Source organism: Amycolatopsis sp. NBC_00438 (assembly GCF_036026695.1).
In the GTDB taxonomy this organism is placed as follows: Bacteria; Actinomycetota; Actinomycetes; order Mycobacteriales; family Pseudonocardiaceae; genus Amycolatopsis.
This window is the reverse complement of record NZ_CP107923.1, coordinates 8,826,982-8,841,941: the sequence shown is the minus strand read 5'-3', so window position 1 is coordinate 8,841,941 and position 14,960 is coordinate 8,826,982. Positions and strand designations below refer to the sequence as shown.

13 protein-coding genes and 1 tRNA gene are annotated in these 14,960 nt (G+C 70.8%); 9 read left to right on the top strand and 5 right to left on the bottom strand.

Annotated features, from left to right (window positions below; translation table 11 throughout):
* Positions 1-123: 123 nt before the first annotated feature.
* The gene (locus OG494_RS40640; protein ID WP_328447919.1) at positions 124-1,035 is read right to left on the bottom strand and encodes an alpha/beta fold hydrolase; all 912 of its coding nucleotides are present in this window, start codon (positions 1,033-1,035) and stop codon (positions 124-126) included.
* A gap of 168 nt (positions 1,036-1,203) precedes the next feature.
* Between OG494_RS40640 and OG494_RS40635 the strand changes: the two genes are divergently transcribed.
* Positions 1,204-1,662, top strand: a complete 459-nt coding sequence (locus OG494_RS40635) for a hypothetical protein (protein ID WP_328447917.1) — start codon at positions 1,204-1,206, stop codon at positions 1,660-1,662.
* Positions 1,663-1,721: 59 nt separating this feature from the next.
* On the top strand, positions 1,722-2,144 hold the full coding sequence (locus OG494_RS40630; protein WP_328447915.1) for a peptidase inhibitor family I36 protein: 423 nt from the start codon (positions 1,722-1,724) through the stop codon (positions 2,142-2,144).
* A 113-nt stretch (positions 2,145-2,257) separates the two neighbouring features.
* On the opposite strand, the gene OG494_RS40625 is transcribed toward OG494_RS40630, so the two are convergent.
* Positions 2,258-2,330 (bottom strand) — tRNA-Thr (locus OG494_RS40625).
* A gap of 252 nt (positions 2,331-2,582) precedes the next feature.
* Between OG494_RS40625 and OG494_RS40620 the strand changes: the two genes are divergently transcribed.
* The 4 genes from OG494_RS40620 (at position 2,583) to OG494_RS40605 (ending at position 8,793) form a co-directional block, all read left to right on the top strand.
* Positions 2,583-4,082: a threonine/serine ThrE exporter family protein gene (locus OG494_RS40620; protein WP_328447913.1), complete on the top strand. Its 1,500-nt coding sequence runs from the start codon at positions 2,583-2,585 to the stop codon at positions 4,080-4,082.
* 81 nt (positions 4,083-4,163) lie between these two features.
* Positions 4,164-5,612 (top strand): alpha,alpha-trehalose-phosphate synthase (UDP-forming), encoded by a 1,449-nt coding sequence (locus OG494_RS40615; RefSeq protein ID WP_328447911.1) that lies wholly within the window; start codon positions 4,164-4,166, stop codon positions 5,610-5,612.
* Positions 5,613-5,647: 35 nt separating this feature from the next.
* Positions 5,648-8,179, top strand: coding sequence for a trehalose-phosphatase (otsB, locus tag OG494_RS40610; RefSeq protein WP_328447909.1), 2,532 nt, complete (start codon positions 5,648-5,650; stop codon positions 8,177-8,179).
* A gap of 86 nt (positions 8,180-8,265) precedes the next feature.
* The gene (locus tag OG494_RS40605; protein ID WP_328447907.1) at positions 8,266-8,793 is read left to right on the top strand and encodes a hypothetical protein; all 528 of its coding nucleotides are present in this window, start codon (positions 8,266-8,268) and stop codon (positions 8,791-8,793) included.
* 24 nt (positions 8,794-8,817) lie between these two features.
* Here OG494_RS40605 and OG494_RS40600 read toward each other — a convergent pair whose 3' ends face one another.
* On the bottom strand, positions 8,818-9,483 hold the full coding sequence (locus OG494_RS40600) for a C39 family peptidase (RefSeq protein WP_328447905.1): 666 nt from the start codon (positions 9,481-9,483) through the stop codon (positions 8,818-8,820).
* 156 nt (positions 9,484-9,639) lie between these two features.
* Between OG494_RS40600 and OG494_RS40595 the strand changes: the two genes are divergently transcribed.
* Both OG494_RS40595 and OG494_RS40590 read left to right on the top strand, forming a co-directional pair.
* Positions 9,640-10,239 (top strand): RNA polymerase sigma factor, encoded by a 600-nt coding sequence (locus OG494_RS40595; RefSeq protein ID WP_328447903.1) that lies wholly within the window; start codon positions 9,640-9,642, stop codon positions 10,237-10,239.
* Positions 10,240-10,244: 5 nt separating this feature from the next.
* Complete coding sequence (locus tag OG494_RS40590; RefSeq protein WP_328447901.1) at positions 10,245-11,399, top strand: hypothetical protein; 1,155 nt, start codon at positions 10,245-10,247, stop codon at positions 11,397-11,399.
* A gap of 666 nt (positions 11,400-12,065) precedes the next feature.
* On the opposite strand, the gene radA is transcribed toward OG494_RS40590, so the two are convergent.
* Positions 12,066-13,424 carry a DNA repair protein RadA gene (radA, locus tag OG494_RS40585; RefSeq protein WP_328447899.1) on the bottom strand — a complete coding sequence of 453 codons (1,359 nt, stop codon included), beginning with the start codon at positions 13,422-13,424 and terminating at the stop codon, positions 12,066-12,068.
* Positions 13,425-13,463: 39 nt separating this feature from the next.
* Complete coding sequence (locus OG494_RS40580; protein ID WP_328447897.1) at positions 13,464-14,141, bottom strand: hypothetical protein; 678 nt, start codon at positions 14,139-14,141, stop codon at positions 13,464-13,466.
* A 276-nt stretch (positions 14,142-14,417) separates the two neighbouring features.
* Between OG494_RS40580 and OG494_RS40575 the strand changes: the two genes are divergently transcribed.
* Positions 14,418-14,909, top strand: a complete 492-nt coding sequence (locus OG494_RS40575; protein WP_005165253.1) for a CarD family transcriptional regulator — start codon at positions 14,418-14,420, stop codon at positions 14,907-14,909.
* The last annotated feature ends 51 nt before the right edge of the window (positions 14,910-14,960 follow it).

Sequence of the window (14,960 nt, the reverse complement as noted above, 5' to 3'; positions counted from 1 at the left end):
CATTCCGACAAGAACGGGGCGCGTCCTTGCGCCGTTCGGGGCACTGCCGGCCGGACGATCATGTCCCCGGGAATTCATGATCACCCCCGGGGGCGCCATAAGAACTACGGCGAGCACTTCCGATCAGTCGAACGGCGGATTAGGTCGCTTTCCCGGATTCCCCCGGCCTTCTCGGCCGAGCACCTCGCGCAGCCGCGCGGCGAAGGCTTCGGGCTGTCCGGCGTAGCCGAATTCGCCGCCCATGAACCCGCCGTGGTGGCTCGGGAAAACGGTGGCCCGCTGCCCGAGCAGCTCCGCCGTCGCCACCGCCGTCCGCCCGGTGAACACGGTCAAGGATTCCTCACCGACGGCGATCACGACCCGCGTCGCCGCCGCGGCGAGCGCGTCGGCATCGGGCCGGTAGCCACTGACGGCCCAGGACCGATCGGACAACAGCGGATCGTCCCGCCGCCCGTCGTCCTCGGCGCTCATCCCGAACCGCACCGGGTCCGCCGGCGGCTGCGCGAAGTACTCGTCGGTGTACTCGCCCGGCCACGACGTCATACCGATGAAGGCGGCCATCCCGGCCCCGGAACCGCCGGCGAGATAGGCCTCGGTCACGGCGTTCCGGGCCCGCTCGGCAGCAGCGGCATCGGGAACCACGGAAAGCAACGGCGGCTCGTGCGCGACGAGGGTTCGCACGTCATCCGGATAGGCGGCGACAAGCGCGAGCGCGGTCACGGCACCCCCGCTGCTCCCGAAGAGATCGACGGCCCCGCCCCCGACCGCCTCGATGACGGCGTGCACGTCCCGGGCCTGAACCCCGGGCTCGTGCGCGACCCGCCCGTCCTTCCGCACACTGCGCCCGATCCCCCGGGGGTCATAGGTGACGACGGTCCGCTCGGGAAAGAAGGAGGCAAGGGTCGCGAACCCCTCGGCGGCCATGGGCTGCCCGACCATCACCAGCGGCGGCTGCTCACTCTCGGCGGGAGCGGGCCCGTGCACGTCGTAGGCGAGGTCCGCCTCGGGCGTCTCGAGGATGTGGGTCGTGGCCATACGCGACCTTAAGCCCCGGATCACGCCGTCGGCCCCGTGCGCGTTACGCCGAACGGGCGATACCCGGGCATGAACGACAACCGACGCTGCCGCTCGGGTGTGTGGGCTCGGACGAGCAACACCTCCGCGCCGCACGGCGCGGAGGCGGACCAGGGGAGGAATTCGAGTATGAAAGCGCGAATCGCCAGTGTGCTGGCGGCCTCGGCGGTTGCCGCCGCGGGCATGACCGCGGCGGCGGCGCCGGCCGCGACGGCCGGAGTCCTGGGCGGTGAGTGCGGCGCGGGGTACTCGCTGGTGGGGCTGCACAAGGTCGGGAACCAGCACACGGACAAGATCGACCTGCACATGGAGGTGTACTACTCCGCCTCCGCGAAGAGGAACTGCCTGATTTCCCGGCACGCGGGGGACGCCTACGGCGAGGTCCGCGAGACCCATGCCCGGATTCGCCCGTCCGGTGCCGCCTGGCCCTCGTGCAACAGCACCGGCTGCGACTACGGCAATTACGCCTACTACGCGGGCCCGGTCTACACCCCGGCAGGCGTCGACATGTCCCATCGTTGCGTCGACATCGCCGGCTACGCGGGCATCCAGGTCGACAAGATCCTTTACAACCAGCACTGCGGTTAGCACTCGATCCGCAGGAGCACGGCACCGCCGGGTGCCACCATCGATTCGGGAGGAACACGTTGGGACCCCTGGGAAGACGCGTCGGCACGGCCGCGCTGGCGATCGGGAGTGCGATCACCGTGCACGCCGCGGTAGCCCCCGCCGCGAGCGCGGCCCCGGTGCGCAACGGGAAGTGCGAAGCGGGCGAGTTCTGCCTCTACTACGAGTACGACCTGCAAGGATCGGTATCGGATTTCACCACGTCGATTCCCAACTACGGGAGTTCCCAGCCGGACTGCTACGAGTTCAAGGGCCCGGGCACCGGCCAGCACGCGTGCGTCAAGAACCGGGCGCTGTCGGGGTACAACAGGACCAGCCACGTGGTCAGGCTCTACTTCAACAGCAACTACAAAGGCACCTACATCGACTTCGCACCCGACGACGCGCGAGACGGCGGGCTGGGCCCGCTCGACTTGAACAACGCCTCGCACCAGATTCGCTGAGGACGTGATCCACGGGCTCGGACCGGCCGGAGCCACGGCCGGTCCGGGCCCGCACAAATCGCGGCCCGCCACCACTACCTCGGCCGAATGGCGCGTCGACGATCGTTCTTCGGAGCCGCCAAGGGGGCTCGAACCCCTGACCTTCTGTTTACAAGACAGATGCTCTACCAACTGAGCTATAGCGGCCTGACGCCGAAGGCGCCGCCCGCAGTCTACCGGGCCCGCCCCGGCGACCGGCTCCGGCCACCCGGCCGCGCTCGTCTCGAAGATCGGGACGGCGACGCCGCCCACCCGCGCGCCGGACACGCCTCGAACTGCGCGAATCCCCTGGTCACGACAAGATGATCAGAACGTGGTGGACGCCACTCCATGATCCGTGCAACGGTCGGGCCGCGGGTGTCGATGGTCCTCGGGAACGAGCGAGGAGGTGGATGGATCATGAAGATCAGCGAGCGCACCAACGGGGGCAAGGCCACCAGATGGCCCCTGCTGGAACCGCCCGCGCAAAGACCGCGCACCCACCGGCCGAACCTGCTCCGACGCCGTCCTTGGCACGTTCTCGAAGCGCCCACCGGGGAGTTCCCGGCGGTCGACGCCGAGGAGGCGATGGGGCCGCAGCTGCCCGATGACGCCACCGTCAACTTCGTGCTCGACCTCTCCCTGCGCCTCGGCGAGGTGCAGATGGCCAGCGGCGCCGGCGCCTCGGACGTCAGCGCGACGATCATCGCCATCACCGCCGCGCTCGGGCTGCCGCACTGCGAGGTCGACGTCATCTTCACGTCGATCACCGTGACCTGCCACCGCGGCACCGACCTCGCGCCGGTGACCGCGCTGCGGGTCGTGCGCAGCCGCAGCCTCGACTACACGCGGCTGACCGAGACCGAGAAGCTCATCCGCAAGATCGTCCGCGGGCACCTCGGCGCCGAGCAGGCGCAGACCGAGCTGGAGCGGATCACCGAGGCGCCGCACCCGTACCCGCGCTGGGTCGCGACACTGGCCTGGGGCGGGGTCGCCGCGTTCATCACGATCCTGCTCGGCGGCGGTCCGGACATCGCGCTCGTCGCGTTCGTCATCAGCGGCGTGATCGACCGGATCGGCCGGTTCGTGAACCGGTACTCGCTGCCGTTCTTCTTCCAGCAGGTGATCGGCGGGCTGGTCGCGACGCTGTCCGCGATGGCCATCGTGAGCAGCGGCCTGCTCACCACCGACCGGCCGACGCTCGTCGTCGCGGCCGCCGTCACGGTGCTGCTGTCCGGGCTGTCGACGGTCTCGGCGGTGCAGGACGCCATCACCGGCTACAACGTCACCGCCGCCGGGCGCACCATGGAAGTGGTGCTGATGTCGGCCGGTTTGATCTCCGGCGTCGTGCTCGCCCTGCGGATCGCCGTCCTGCTGAAACTGCCGCTCACGCCCTTGCCCGAGGTCAGCGGCTCGACGCCGCGGGACCTGCCGCTGGTCGTCATCGGCGGCGCGGGCGCCTCCGCCTGCTTCGCGCTCGCGTCCTACTCCAAGATGCGCGCCACGCTGGTCGCGATGGCCGCCGGCGCGATCGGCGCGGCCGTCTACGGCGGCCTCATGCTGACCGAGCTCGACGGCGTCAGCGCGTCCGCGATCGCCGCGACCCTGGTCGGTTTCTGCGGCGGCGTGCTCGCGCGACGACTGGGCGTCACCCCGCTCGTCGTCGCCGTGTCCGGGATCACTCCCCTGCTCCCGGGCCTGTCCACCTATCGTGGTCTATACCAAATTGGGGTCGAGCCGGGAGCCGACATCTCGACGCTCGTGACGGCGGTCGCCATCGGGCTTGCCCTGGCCGCGGGCGTGGTACTCGGCGAATGGCTCGCCCAGCCGGTCCGCACCGGACTGGGCAGGCTCGAACGCCGGTTCGCCGGACCACGCATGGCCGGTCCGCTCGAACCGGCCGATCGGCGCTTGGAGTAACCCGACGGTCACCGGCTGTTCATCGCTCACGCGATAGGGTTTCACTCTGGGGCCGCGACCCAGGACGCGAGGAGCGAGCACGTGACTGATGCGCCGACTAGGGAGAACTCGAACCAGGCCGATTTCGTCGTGGTGGCGAACCGGCTACCGGTGGACCTCGAACGCACGACCGACGGCCAGCGCCGCTGGACGGCCAGCCCGGGTGGGCTGGTCTCGGCGCTCGAACCGTTCCTGCGCTCGCGCAAGGGCGCGTGGGTCGGCTGGCCGGGGGTGCCCGACGTCGACGTGGACGAGTTCGACGACGACGGTCTCGTGCTGCACCCCGTCTCGCTGAGCGCCGACGAGGTCCGCGACTACTACGAGGGCTTCTCCAACGCGACGCTCTGGCCGCTCTACCACGACGTCGTCGAGCGCCCGGTGTTCGACCGGGCGTGGTGGAACAGCTATGTGAAGGTCAACCAGCGGTTCGCGCAGGCCAGCGCCGAGGTCGCCGCGCCGGGCGCGACCGTGTGGATCCAGGACTACCAGCTGCAGCTGGTGCCGGCGATGCTGCGCGAGCTGAGACCGGACCTGCGGATCGGCTTCTTCCTGCACATCCCGTTCCCGCCTGTCGAGCTGTTCATGCAGATGCCGTGGCGGGCCGCGATCATCCGCGGCCTCACCGGCGCGGACCTCGTCGGCTTCCACCGCCCCGGCGGGGCGCAGAACTTCCTCTGGCTGTGCCGCCAGCTGATCGGCCTCGAGTCGACGCGCGGCGCGGTCGGCGTCCGGTCGCGCCCGGGCACCATGCAGGTCGGCGACCGGACCGTCCGCGTCGGCGCCTTCCCGATCTCCATCGACGCCGCCGGGCTCGACCAGCTGTCCCGCACGAAGGGCGTCCAGGAGCGGGCCGCGCAGCTGCGGCGCGACCTCGGCAACCCGAAGACCGTGCTGCTCGGCGTCGACCGCCTCGACTACACCAAGGGCATCGACCTGCGGCTGCAGGCGCTGCACGAGCTGCTGCACGAAGGCCGCCTCCAGCCGGACGACGTCACGTTCGTGCAGCTGGCCACCCCGAGCCGCGAACGCGTCGAGCACTACCAGCGGATGCGCGGCGAGATCGAGCAGATGGTCGGGCGGATCAACGGCGAGTTCTCCCGCGTCGGTCACCCGGTCGTGCACTACCTGCACCAATCGGTCGATCGCACTGAGCTGGCCGCCTTCTTCTCGGCCGCGGACGTCATGGTCGTGACGCCGCTGCGTGACGGCATGAACCTCGTCTGCAAGGAGTACGTCGCCACGCGGCACGACCTGGGCGGCGCGCTGGTGCTCAGCGAGTTCGCCGGCGCGGCCTCGGAGCTCTCTAGCGCATTCCTCGTGAACCCCCACGACCTGGACGGGGTGAAGGATGCTCTGGTGGCTGCCATTACGCTCGACCCGGCTGAGGGCCGTCGCCGGATGCGCGCCATGCGTCGCCAGGTTCTCACTCATGACGTCGACCGTTGGGCGCGCTCGTTTCTCCAGGCGTTGGGTGCCGAAGCGGTGGATTGACCACACGACCACGCACGAGCTCCTGAGGAGGAGTGTTGACTGCCGAGGCCTTGCCCGCCGAGCTACGGCGCGCGATCGTCCAGATCGCCCGTACTCCGCGACTGCTGGTCGCCTGCGACTACGACGGCACGCTGGCTCCCATCACCCTCAACCCGGACGAGGCCCGGCCGTTGCCGGAGTCCGTCGGCGCCCTCAGATCGCTCGCCGGTCTGCACGAGACGACCACCGCGGTCATCTCGGGCCGGGCCCTGCGCGATCTGGCCACGCTGTCGCGGCTGCCGTCCGAGGTGAACCTCGTCGGCAGCCACGGCTCGGAGTTCGACATCGGCTTCATCCACGCGCTCGACGAAAAGGCGCGTGAGCTGCACCGACGGCTCGAATCCGAGCTCGAACAGCTCGTCCTCGACGTCCCGGGCGTGTCGCTGGAGGTCAAGCCGGCCAGCATCGCGGTGCACGTGCGCCGCGCCGAGCACGAGGCCGGCCGCCGCGTGCTCGCGGCCGTCCACAGCGGACCGTCGAAGTGGGACGGCGTCTCGACCACCGACGGCAAGGAGGTGGTGGAGCTCGCGGTCGTCCAGACGGACAAGGGCCGCGCGCTCGACATCCTGCGCCACCAGGTGGGCGCGACGGCGGCGATCTTCCTCGGCGACGACGTCACCGACGAGAAGGCCTTCGCCCGGCTCTCCGGCCCCGACCTGGGCATCAAGGTCGGCGACGGCGAGACGCTGGCGGGCTACCGGGTGCCGGACACCGTCGACGTCGCGCTGGTGCTCGGCTTCCTGCTGGAGGAGCGCCGCAACTGGCTGTACGGCGAGTCGGCCCCGCCGATCGAGCGGCTGTCGATGCTGGCCAACGAGCGCTCGGTCGCGCTCCTCACGCCGGACGCGAAGCTGACCTGGCTGTGCCACCCGGGCCCGGACGCGCCCGCGGTGTTCGCCGACCTGCTCGGCGGCGAGGGCGCGGGCCACTTCTCCATCAAGCCGCACCGCAACGGCCTCCCGCTCGGCCAGCGCTACCTGCCGAACACGATGACGGTCGAGACGCGCTGGTCGCGCCTGCTCGTCACCGACTACCTCGAGCCGGAAAGCGCACCGCACCGGACGGACCTGGTCCGCGTCATCTCCGGGGAGGCGGCCGCGGCCGTGACCTTCGCGCCGCGGCCCGAGTTCGGCGGCGTGCCGGTGAACCTGGAGATCACCGAGGGTGGTGTCAAGGTGCTCGGCACGTCGGAGCCGTTCGTGCTCTACTCGCCGGGCGTCGAGTGGACGATCACCTCGGACGGCCTGCACGACTCGGCGACCGCGCTGGTGCAGCCGACGCCGACCCAGCCGGTGGTGCTGGAGCTGCGCTGCGGCACGCCGGACCTCGGCCCGCACGAACTGTCCGAAGTGGAGCGACGCGACCGCGCGGGCCGCTACTGGAGCGAGTGGACGTCGAAGCTGCAGCTGCCGACGGTCCAGACCGACCTGGTGCTGCGCTCGGCGCTGACCCTGCGCGGCCTGGTCAACACCGACACCGGTGGCGTGCTGGCCGCGGCGACGTCGTCGCTGCCGGAGGAGATCGGCGGCGTCCGCAACTGGGACTACCGCTACTGCTGGATCCGCGACGCGGCGATGACCGTCCGGGAGCTCGTGCACCTGGGCTCGATCGAGGAGGCCGAGGGCTACCTCAAGTGGCTGCACGGCGTGCTCGCGACGCTGGCCGGCCCCGAGCGGCTCCACCCGCTGTACACGCTTTCAGGCAGTGTCATCGGCGCCGAAGCCGTCATCGAATCCCTGCCCGGGTACGCGGGTTCGCGGCCGGTGCGCGTCGGCAACCTGGCGAACCACCAGGTGCAGCTGGACGTCTTCGGCCCGGTCGTCGAGCTGGTCGGCACGCTCGCCGCGGCGCGCGGCAACCTGCGTGACGAGGACTGGCAGATGGTGCGCGCGATGGCGGAAGCCGTCACGCGGCGCTGGAACGAGCCGGACCACGGGATCTGGGAGGAGCGGCACGTGCCGCGCCACCGGGTCTACTCGCGCGTGATGTGCTGGGTGACCATCGACCGGGCGATCAAGCTCGGCGAGCAGTACGGCCGGGGCGTGCCGGGCGCGTGGCCCCCGCTGCGTGACGCGATCGCCGCCGACGTGCTGGAGCACGGCTGGAACGACGAGGTCCAGGCGTTCACCACGGCCTACGACGGCACGGACCTGGACGCGGCGTCGCTGTTCGTCGGGCTCACCGGCCTGATCGACCCGGCCGACGAGCGCTTCCAGCAGACGGTCACCGCGATCGAGGCGGAGCTGCGCAGTGGGTCCACTGTGTACCGTTACCGCCGCGACGACGGCCTCCCCGGCGGGGAGGGCGGTTTCCACATCTGCGCGGCGTGGCTGATCGAGGCGTACCTGCTCACCGGGCGGCGCACCGAGGCCCAGGAGCTGTTCGACCAGATCGTCGCGGCGGCCGGCCCCACGGGCCTGCTGCCGGAGCAGTACGACCCGATCGCCGAACGGTCCCTGGGCAACCACCCGCAGGCGTATTCGCACATCGGGCTCATCCGGTGCGCCAACTTGCTGGCCGCCAGTTAGCCCTTTCGGTCCGAACTGCCGTCAAGGCCACCTTGCGGGCGTCAGACGCCCGTAAGGTGGCCTTGAGGGCGTTCGGAGGTGATGCGGTGCAAGGAACGTTCGGGCAGGTCGAGTACGTACCGCTCCCGCCCCGCTTCGCCGAGCGCGTGCGCTGGGGATCGGTGGTCGTCGGCTGCTCGATGATCGCCGGCATGGTGCTGCTGTTCGGGCTCACGACGTTCCTGCAGGGCATCGTCCACGGCCACGCCTTCCCGGATTCACTGCTGGGAAAGGCGGCCGCGGTGCTGCCCCCGCTGGCGGTGCTGGCGATGGCGGTGCTGGTGCTGACGTGCCGCCGCTGCCTGCGCGGCGACTACCTCGTGATCGCGAGCGCCCAGTCGGCGCGCAACGCGTTCGTCTTCACCTACGTCCTGACGCTGATCCTCATCCTCGGCGCGTGCGCCGTCCCCATCGTGTTCCGCGTCTGGCACGAAGCCCGCACGGCGCGAGCCACGGACCTGCTCACGACGGCCGTGACGCTCGCCTTCGCCACCATCGGTTTCCTGGTGGGAATGTTCTGCGTCCGGCCGTCGATGCAGACCTTGCGACGCTTCAGCGATCACCCGATCTGGTGAGCATTTCAGTCCACAGTGGACGGCTCAGGCCGCGTAGCCCTTCGGCGGGATGAGCGTCGCGAGCTGGTTGAAGGTCAGCCAGTAGATCTGGTTGCCGCCGAAGCTGGCCGGGTCGGCGATCTTGACCGTCATGTCGGAGCTGTCGTAGCCGATCACCGTGAAGTAGTGGTAGATCGTGTAGTTCGGGTAGCCCGGCGGGTGGTTGTTCGCCGGGGCGACGATGTTCGCGACGATCGCGTACCCGTTGTTGACGTCCAGGACGATGTCGCGCCACAGCAGGTCGCGTTGCGCCTGCGTCGGCGGGTCGTTCGGCATCTCCTTGGTCTCGTACCAGGAGGTGCCGAGATCCTGGTTGAGGACGCCGGTGACCTGGCCGATCCAATCGGTGCCGTTGGTGGTGGTGCCGAGCTGCGAGGCGAGCGTGGCCTGGCTCGGCACGTTCGACGTCCGGGCCGAGATGGCGATCCGGGTGGCGGCCGGGCCGCACCAGTAGCCGGTGTTCTGGACCTGGTACTGGACGTTCAGCACGGCCTCGGCCCGCTCGACGCCGTCGACGTGCGCGGGCGCGGCCATGGCGTTGACGAACCCGGGCGCCGGCACGACGTACTTCTGGGCCCCGGCCACCGCGGGCGCGGTGAGGAGCCCGGAAACGGCCATGAGCGTGACGAACCCCAGACGGAATCTGCGCATGACGATCCTTCCCCAGTTTTGACGCCGGTTGGCCAGCGTCGAACAAAGGGATGATCGCGACAAGAGCCGCCGGTTGTCTCGTACCGCACCTGAACGGATCACGACGAAGGTAGGTTCGCCCGTGAACACCGGCGGGGCCTGCGGGCAACAGGGGGAATGCAGGTGATCCAAGAAGGTGCCGACGTCTGGGGGCACGACCGTCCCGACCTGGGCGGGGTCGATCCGGCGCCGGTGTTCGCCCGGCTCTTCGACGCCCACGCCGGGCCGCTGCGGCGCTACCTCGCCCGCCGGGCCGGCGCCGACGCGGCCAACGACCTCGTCGCCGAGACGTTCCTCGTCGCGCTCCGGCGCCGCGAAAGTTACCGCCCGGAGCTCGGCACGGCCCGCTCGTGGCTCTACGGCATCGCGACCAACCTGTTGCGGCACCACGTGCGGTCCGAGCTGCGCGGCCTGCAGGCGGCCGCGCGGCTGGCGCGCACCGGCGAGCTCAGCCACGCCGGGCACGACGGCCGGGTCGCCGAACAGGTCGACGCCCAGACCCGCGCGGCCCAGCTGGCCGGCGCGCTGGCGAAGCTCAGCCCGGCCGACCGCGACACGTTGCTGCTGGTCTCGTGGGCCGGGCTCGATCCGGGCGAAGTCGCCGAAGCCCTGGGCATCCCGCCGGGCACGGTCCGCTCGCGGCTGCACCGGATCCGCCGCTGGCTGAGAACCGCGGCACCGACGACCACCGCCACCCCCACCGCGAAGGAGGCGTAGTGCCCATGACCGACGACAACATCCGGCAGATCTGGTCCGACGCCGAACTGGACGCGGCCCTGGCCCACCTCCACGACGACGTGGGCGACGACGTCGATCTGACGTTCGCCCGCACCTCTCTCCTGACGGCCGCCGGCGCCGAACCCGAGGCACCGCCCGAGCCGGCGAAGTCCCGCGGCGCGTGGCGGTGGATCGCGGTGGCGGCCGCCGTCGCCACGCTCACCGGCGGCCTGGTCGTCGCCACGCAGTTCGCCAACCGCGCCCCCGCCCCCGCCCCGATCGCGCCGGCCGCCACCTTGCCCGGGCTCGACGACCTGCGCGGCGTGGACCTCCCGATCGGCCCCGGCGAGTTCCGGCTCACGACGTCATCGTCGTGGATGGAGGCCGACAAAGGCTCGATCCCGACGACCTACGTGGGGACGCAGACCGAGCTCTGGATCCCCGCCGACCCGGCCGGGGACTGGCACCTGCACTCCACGCTCACGAACACCCCGACCGGCCTGCAGGTCCCCACACCGCGGATGGAACCGGTACCGGTGCACATCACCGACACGACCGGCGCCGGCGGGATCTTCCCCGGGATGTACGGCGGACCCGACTTCCTGGGTTCCTGGGACGCACCGACGGCGCTGTTCGTCACGAACCTGCCCGCGGACGTCCAGGTGCTGCGCGCCCAGCTGATCGACGCCCAGCGCGGCTTGGGGACCCCGGTGCGCCGGGGCGAGGAGAACAGCCCCGGGGCGGCCGTCCAGATGGTGCGCAAGACGCTGGAGCTGGGCCTGGCCCGCGGGGACGTGCGGGTGGCGCTCTGGCGGGCGCTGGCCGGCATCGACGGCATCGTGACCACCCCGGGCATGCCGTCCCCGGACGGCCGGATCGGCATCGGCTTCACAGCGAAGGACGGCGGCACGCTGATCGCCGACCAGGCGACGGCCCAGCTCATCGGCTACACGCTGCCGCGCAAGGAGTCGATCGGCGGAACGGGCATCCCAAGTTCGAAGGTGCTCCCGCCGGTCTCGTCGACGCCGAACGTGCCGAGGGCCCCGAACGGGACGGCGATCATGACCCCGAATCTCCCGCCACACTCGTCCCACCCGCCGGAGGAGCGGAACTCGATGGCGGAGAGCTACACGTACTCGATCACGAAGACCGACCGCTGACCCGTGGTGGCCGGGCGTCCTGGGGGCGCCCGGCCATCACACCAAGCCGGGACCGACCCGGCTCAGCCCATCCCCATCGGCCTCTCAGGAGCGGCGACCCCCGGGCAGGCGGGCCCTCGGGGCGACGGCATCAGCGAACCCGCCATCCGCCGGGCCGACGGCCGCAGCCCAGCCACCCGCCGAGCCCACAGCAGCCGCAGCCCGGCCAGCCGCCGATCCAGCGGCATCCGCTCGGCCGCCCATCAGGTCGACGGCATCAACGCGCCGACCATCCGCCAGCCCATCCCCGGACCGGGGCCGTGGCCGGAGCACCACCAAACCCGCTATCCGCCGGGCGCCCACGGCACCGCAGCCGACCTCTCGCCCAGCCCACAGCAGCCGCAGCCAGCGGCATCACCAAACCCGCCATCCGCCGGGCACCCACGGCACCAACGACCCGACCACCCGCCGGGCCGACAGCAACCGCCCGGCCACCCATCAGGTCGACGGCATCAGCGCGCCGACCATCGGCCGACCCAGCCCCGAGCCAGCGGCATCACCAAACCCGCCATCCACCGGGCACCCACGGCACCAACGACCCGACCTCGCGCCGAGCCCGCAACAACAGCCCGGCCAGCCGCCCGAGCGAGCGGCATCAGCACGCCGCCCATCCGCCGGCCGATGACGTCAGCGGGCGTGGCTCGCCGCGTTCAGCGCGTCCGCGACGTTCGCCACCTCCAGCACCCGGATCCCCGCCGGCGGCTTGCCCGAATCCGGCGGCACCAACGCGTGCGTGAACCCCAGCCGCGCCGCCTCGGCCAGCCGGCGACCGACACTCGGGACCCGGCGGATCTCACCCGCCAGCCCGACCTCGCCCACCGAGACCAACCTGGGCGACAACGCCACGTCGCCGAACGACGACGTCAAAGCCAGTACCAGCGCCAGGTCGATGCCCGGTTCGGTGATCTTCATGCCGCCGACCGTCGCCACGTAGACGTCCTTGTCGCCGAGCTTCAACCCGCCGCGTTTCTCCAGCACCGCCAGGACCATCGCCACCCGCGCCGAGTCGAGGCCGCTGACCGCGCGCCTCGGCTGGGGGGCCGATGTCGACGACACCAGCGCCTGGACCTCGCCCAGCAGCGGCCTCTTGCCCTCCATCGCGACCGTGATCGCCGTGCCCGGGACCGGCTCCGCCGTCTGGCTGATGAACAGCCCCGACGGGTCCGGCACCCCGACGATGCCCTCTTCGACCAGCTCGAAGCAGCCGATCTCGTCGGCCGCGCCGAACCGGTTCTTGATGCCGCGGACCATGCGCAGCGTCGAGTGCTTGTCGCCCTCGAACTGCAGCACCACGTCCACCAGGTGCTCCAGCACGCGCGGGCCGGCCACCGTGCCGTCCTTCGTGACGTGCCCCACCAGCACCACCGGCAGCCCGCGTTCCTTGGCCAGCGCGACCAGCCCGGACGTCACCGCCTTCACCTGGGTCACTCCGCCGGGTGAACCGTCCACCAGCGGGGACGCCATCGTCTGCACCGAGTCGACGATCAGCACGCCCGGCTTCACGTCGTCGACGTGCCCGAGGATGGCCGAGAGATCGCTTTCCGCGGCGAGGAACATCCGGTCGTGGACGTTGCCGGTCCGCTCCGCGCGCAACCGGACCTGGCCCGCGGACTCTTCGCCTGTGACGTACAGGGACCGGTCGACCGTTTTCGCCCATTGGTAGGCGACCTCGAGCAGCAAGGTCGACTTGCCGACACCGGGTTCACCCGCGAGCAGCACCACCGCGCCCGGCACCAGGCCGCCACCGAGGACGCGGTCCAGCTCGGACACCCCGGTGCGGCGCGCGCGGGCGGTTTCGACGTCGACTTCGCCGATCGGCCGCGCGGGCGCGCTCGGCGCACCGGCCGCGACACGCTGGATCGCCGGTTTGCCGGCGGCTCCGCGTTCCGCGAACGAGCCCCACTCCTGGCACTCCGGACACCGGCCGAGCCACTTCGCTGCTTCGTACCCGCAGCTCGCGCAGCGGTAGTTGACGCCTTTCTTCACCCCGCGAGGCTATCGGCGCCCACCGACAAAAACGGGGACCTACCCCTTGTCGTGCGCCGGCGCCGCCACGGGCAGCTCGACGGTGACCGGGCCGGCGTTCTTGAAGACGAACGTGACCTTCAGGGTCTGGCCGGGCCAGAGCGGCTGCTTCAACGCGGCGAGCGTCACAGTGCCCTTGCCGACGGTCGCGGGGGCCGCGGTCGGGGTCTCGCTGGTGGCCGGAGCCGCCGAAGACGACGAGGACGTGGAAGATGTGGAAGAGGTGCCCGTGGAGCTGGTCCCGGTCGCCGTCGGCGCTTCCGAAGAAGAGGTCGGCGCGCCCGAGGAGGTGGGCTGTGCCTGGTTGGTGGACTCGACCGCGTCGTCCGGGCCGATCACCAGGGAGTGCCCGGCGACGATGTCCTTCGAGCCGCCGACGGTCGCCTGCGCGCCGTCCTCGGTCGTCACCGAGACGAGCGAGTCGTCCTGGGTGCCCTGGTTGACGATCGTCAGGGTCAGCGCCGGGGTCGCGCCGCTCGCGTAGCCCGCGCCGGACGTCGGGTACTGGACCGCGGCGTCACGCAGGACGATGGTCTTGACCTGGGCGTGCGTGCCGTTGACGGCGGGCTGCTGCGTGTCGGTCTGGGTGATCTGGCCTGCCCCGCACCCGGCGAGCGCGAGCGCGGCACCGAGCGCCAGCACGCCCGCGCCGAGCACGCGACGATTCTGCAGCCTCACGTCGCAGTCCCTTCCCTTTTCACGAGCCTCGTCCCCGCGAAGACTAGCCCGGGGCGATCTCCAGCGCGGAACCGGTCCGCGTTGCGCTCAAGATCAACCGTCCACAAAGGAATTCGCAATGGCCGCACGGACCCTTCGCCGTAACCTGCGTGAGCACGGGGGTCCGACGTTTGTCAACCCCCGCCCAGGCCGCTGACCTGCGAGGACGAGTCCGCCCGCTAGGTGGGCACTGGCGGACCGTGATAGGATGGGGTCAGCGAAAGGGGCAGAGGACACATGGTTTTCAAGGTCGGAGAGACCGTCGTCTACCCGCACCACGGTGCCGCACTCATCGAAGCCATCGAGACCCGCGTGATCAAGGGCGAGGAGAAGAAGTACCTCGTCCTCAAAGTCGCGCAAGGGGATCTTACGGTTCGCGTGCCCGCTGACAACGCCGAGATCGTCGGTGTGCGTGATGTCGTCGGGCAAGAAGGACTGGACAAGGTTTTCGACGTACTGCGTGCTCCGCACACCGAAGAGCCCACGAACTGGTCTCGTCGGTACAAGGCCAACCTCGAGAAGCTCGCCTCCGGCGACGTGAACAAGGTGGCCGAAGTGGTGCGCGACCTCTGGCGACGAGAGAAGGACCGAGGCCTTTCGGCCGGCGAGAAGCGCATGCTGGCGAAGGCTCGGCAAATTCTGGTCAGCGAGCTCGCGCTCGCGGAGGGCACCGACGAGGACAAGGCTGAAGTCCTCCTCGACGAAGTTCTGGAAACCGCGGCGGTCTGACACCCCAGGCCTTCCTGCTCGACGGGCGAGCAGGTGCCTCTACGATCGCGA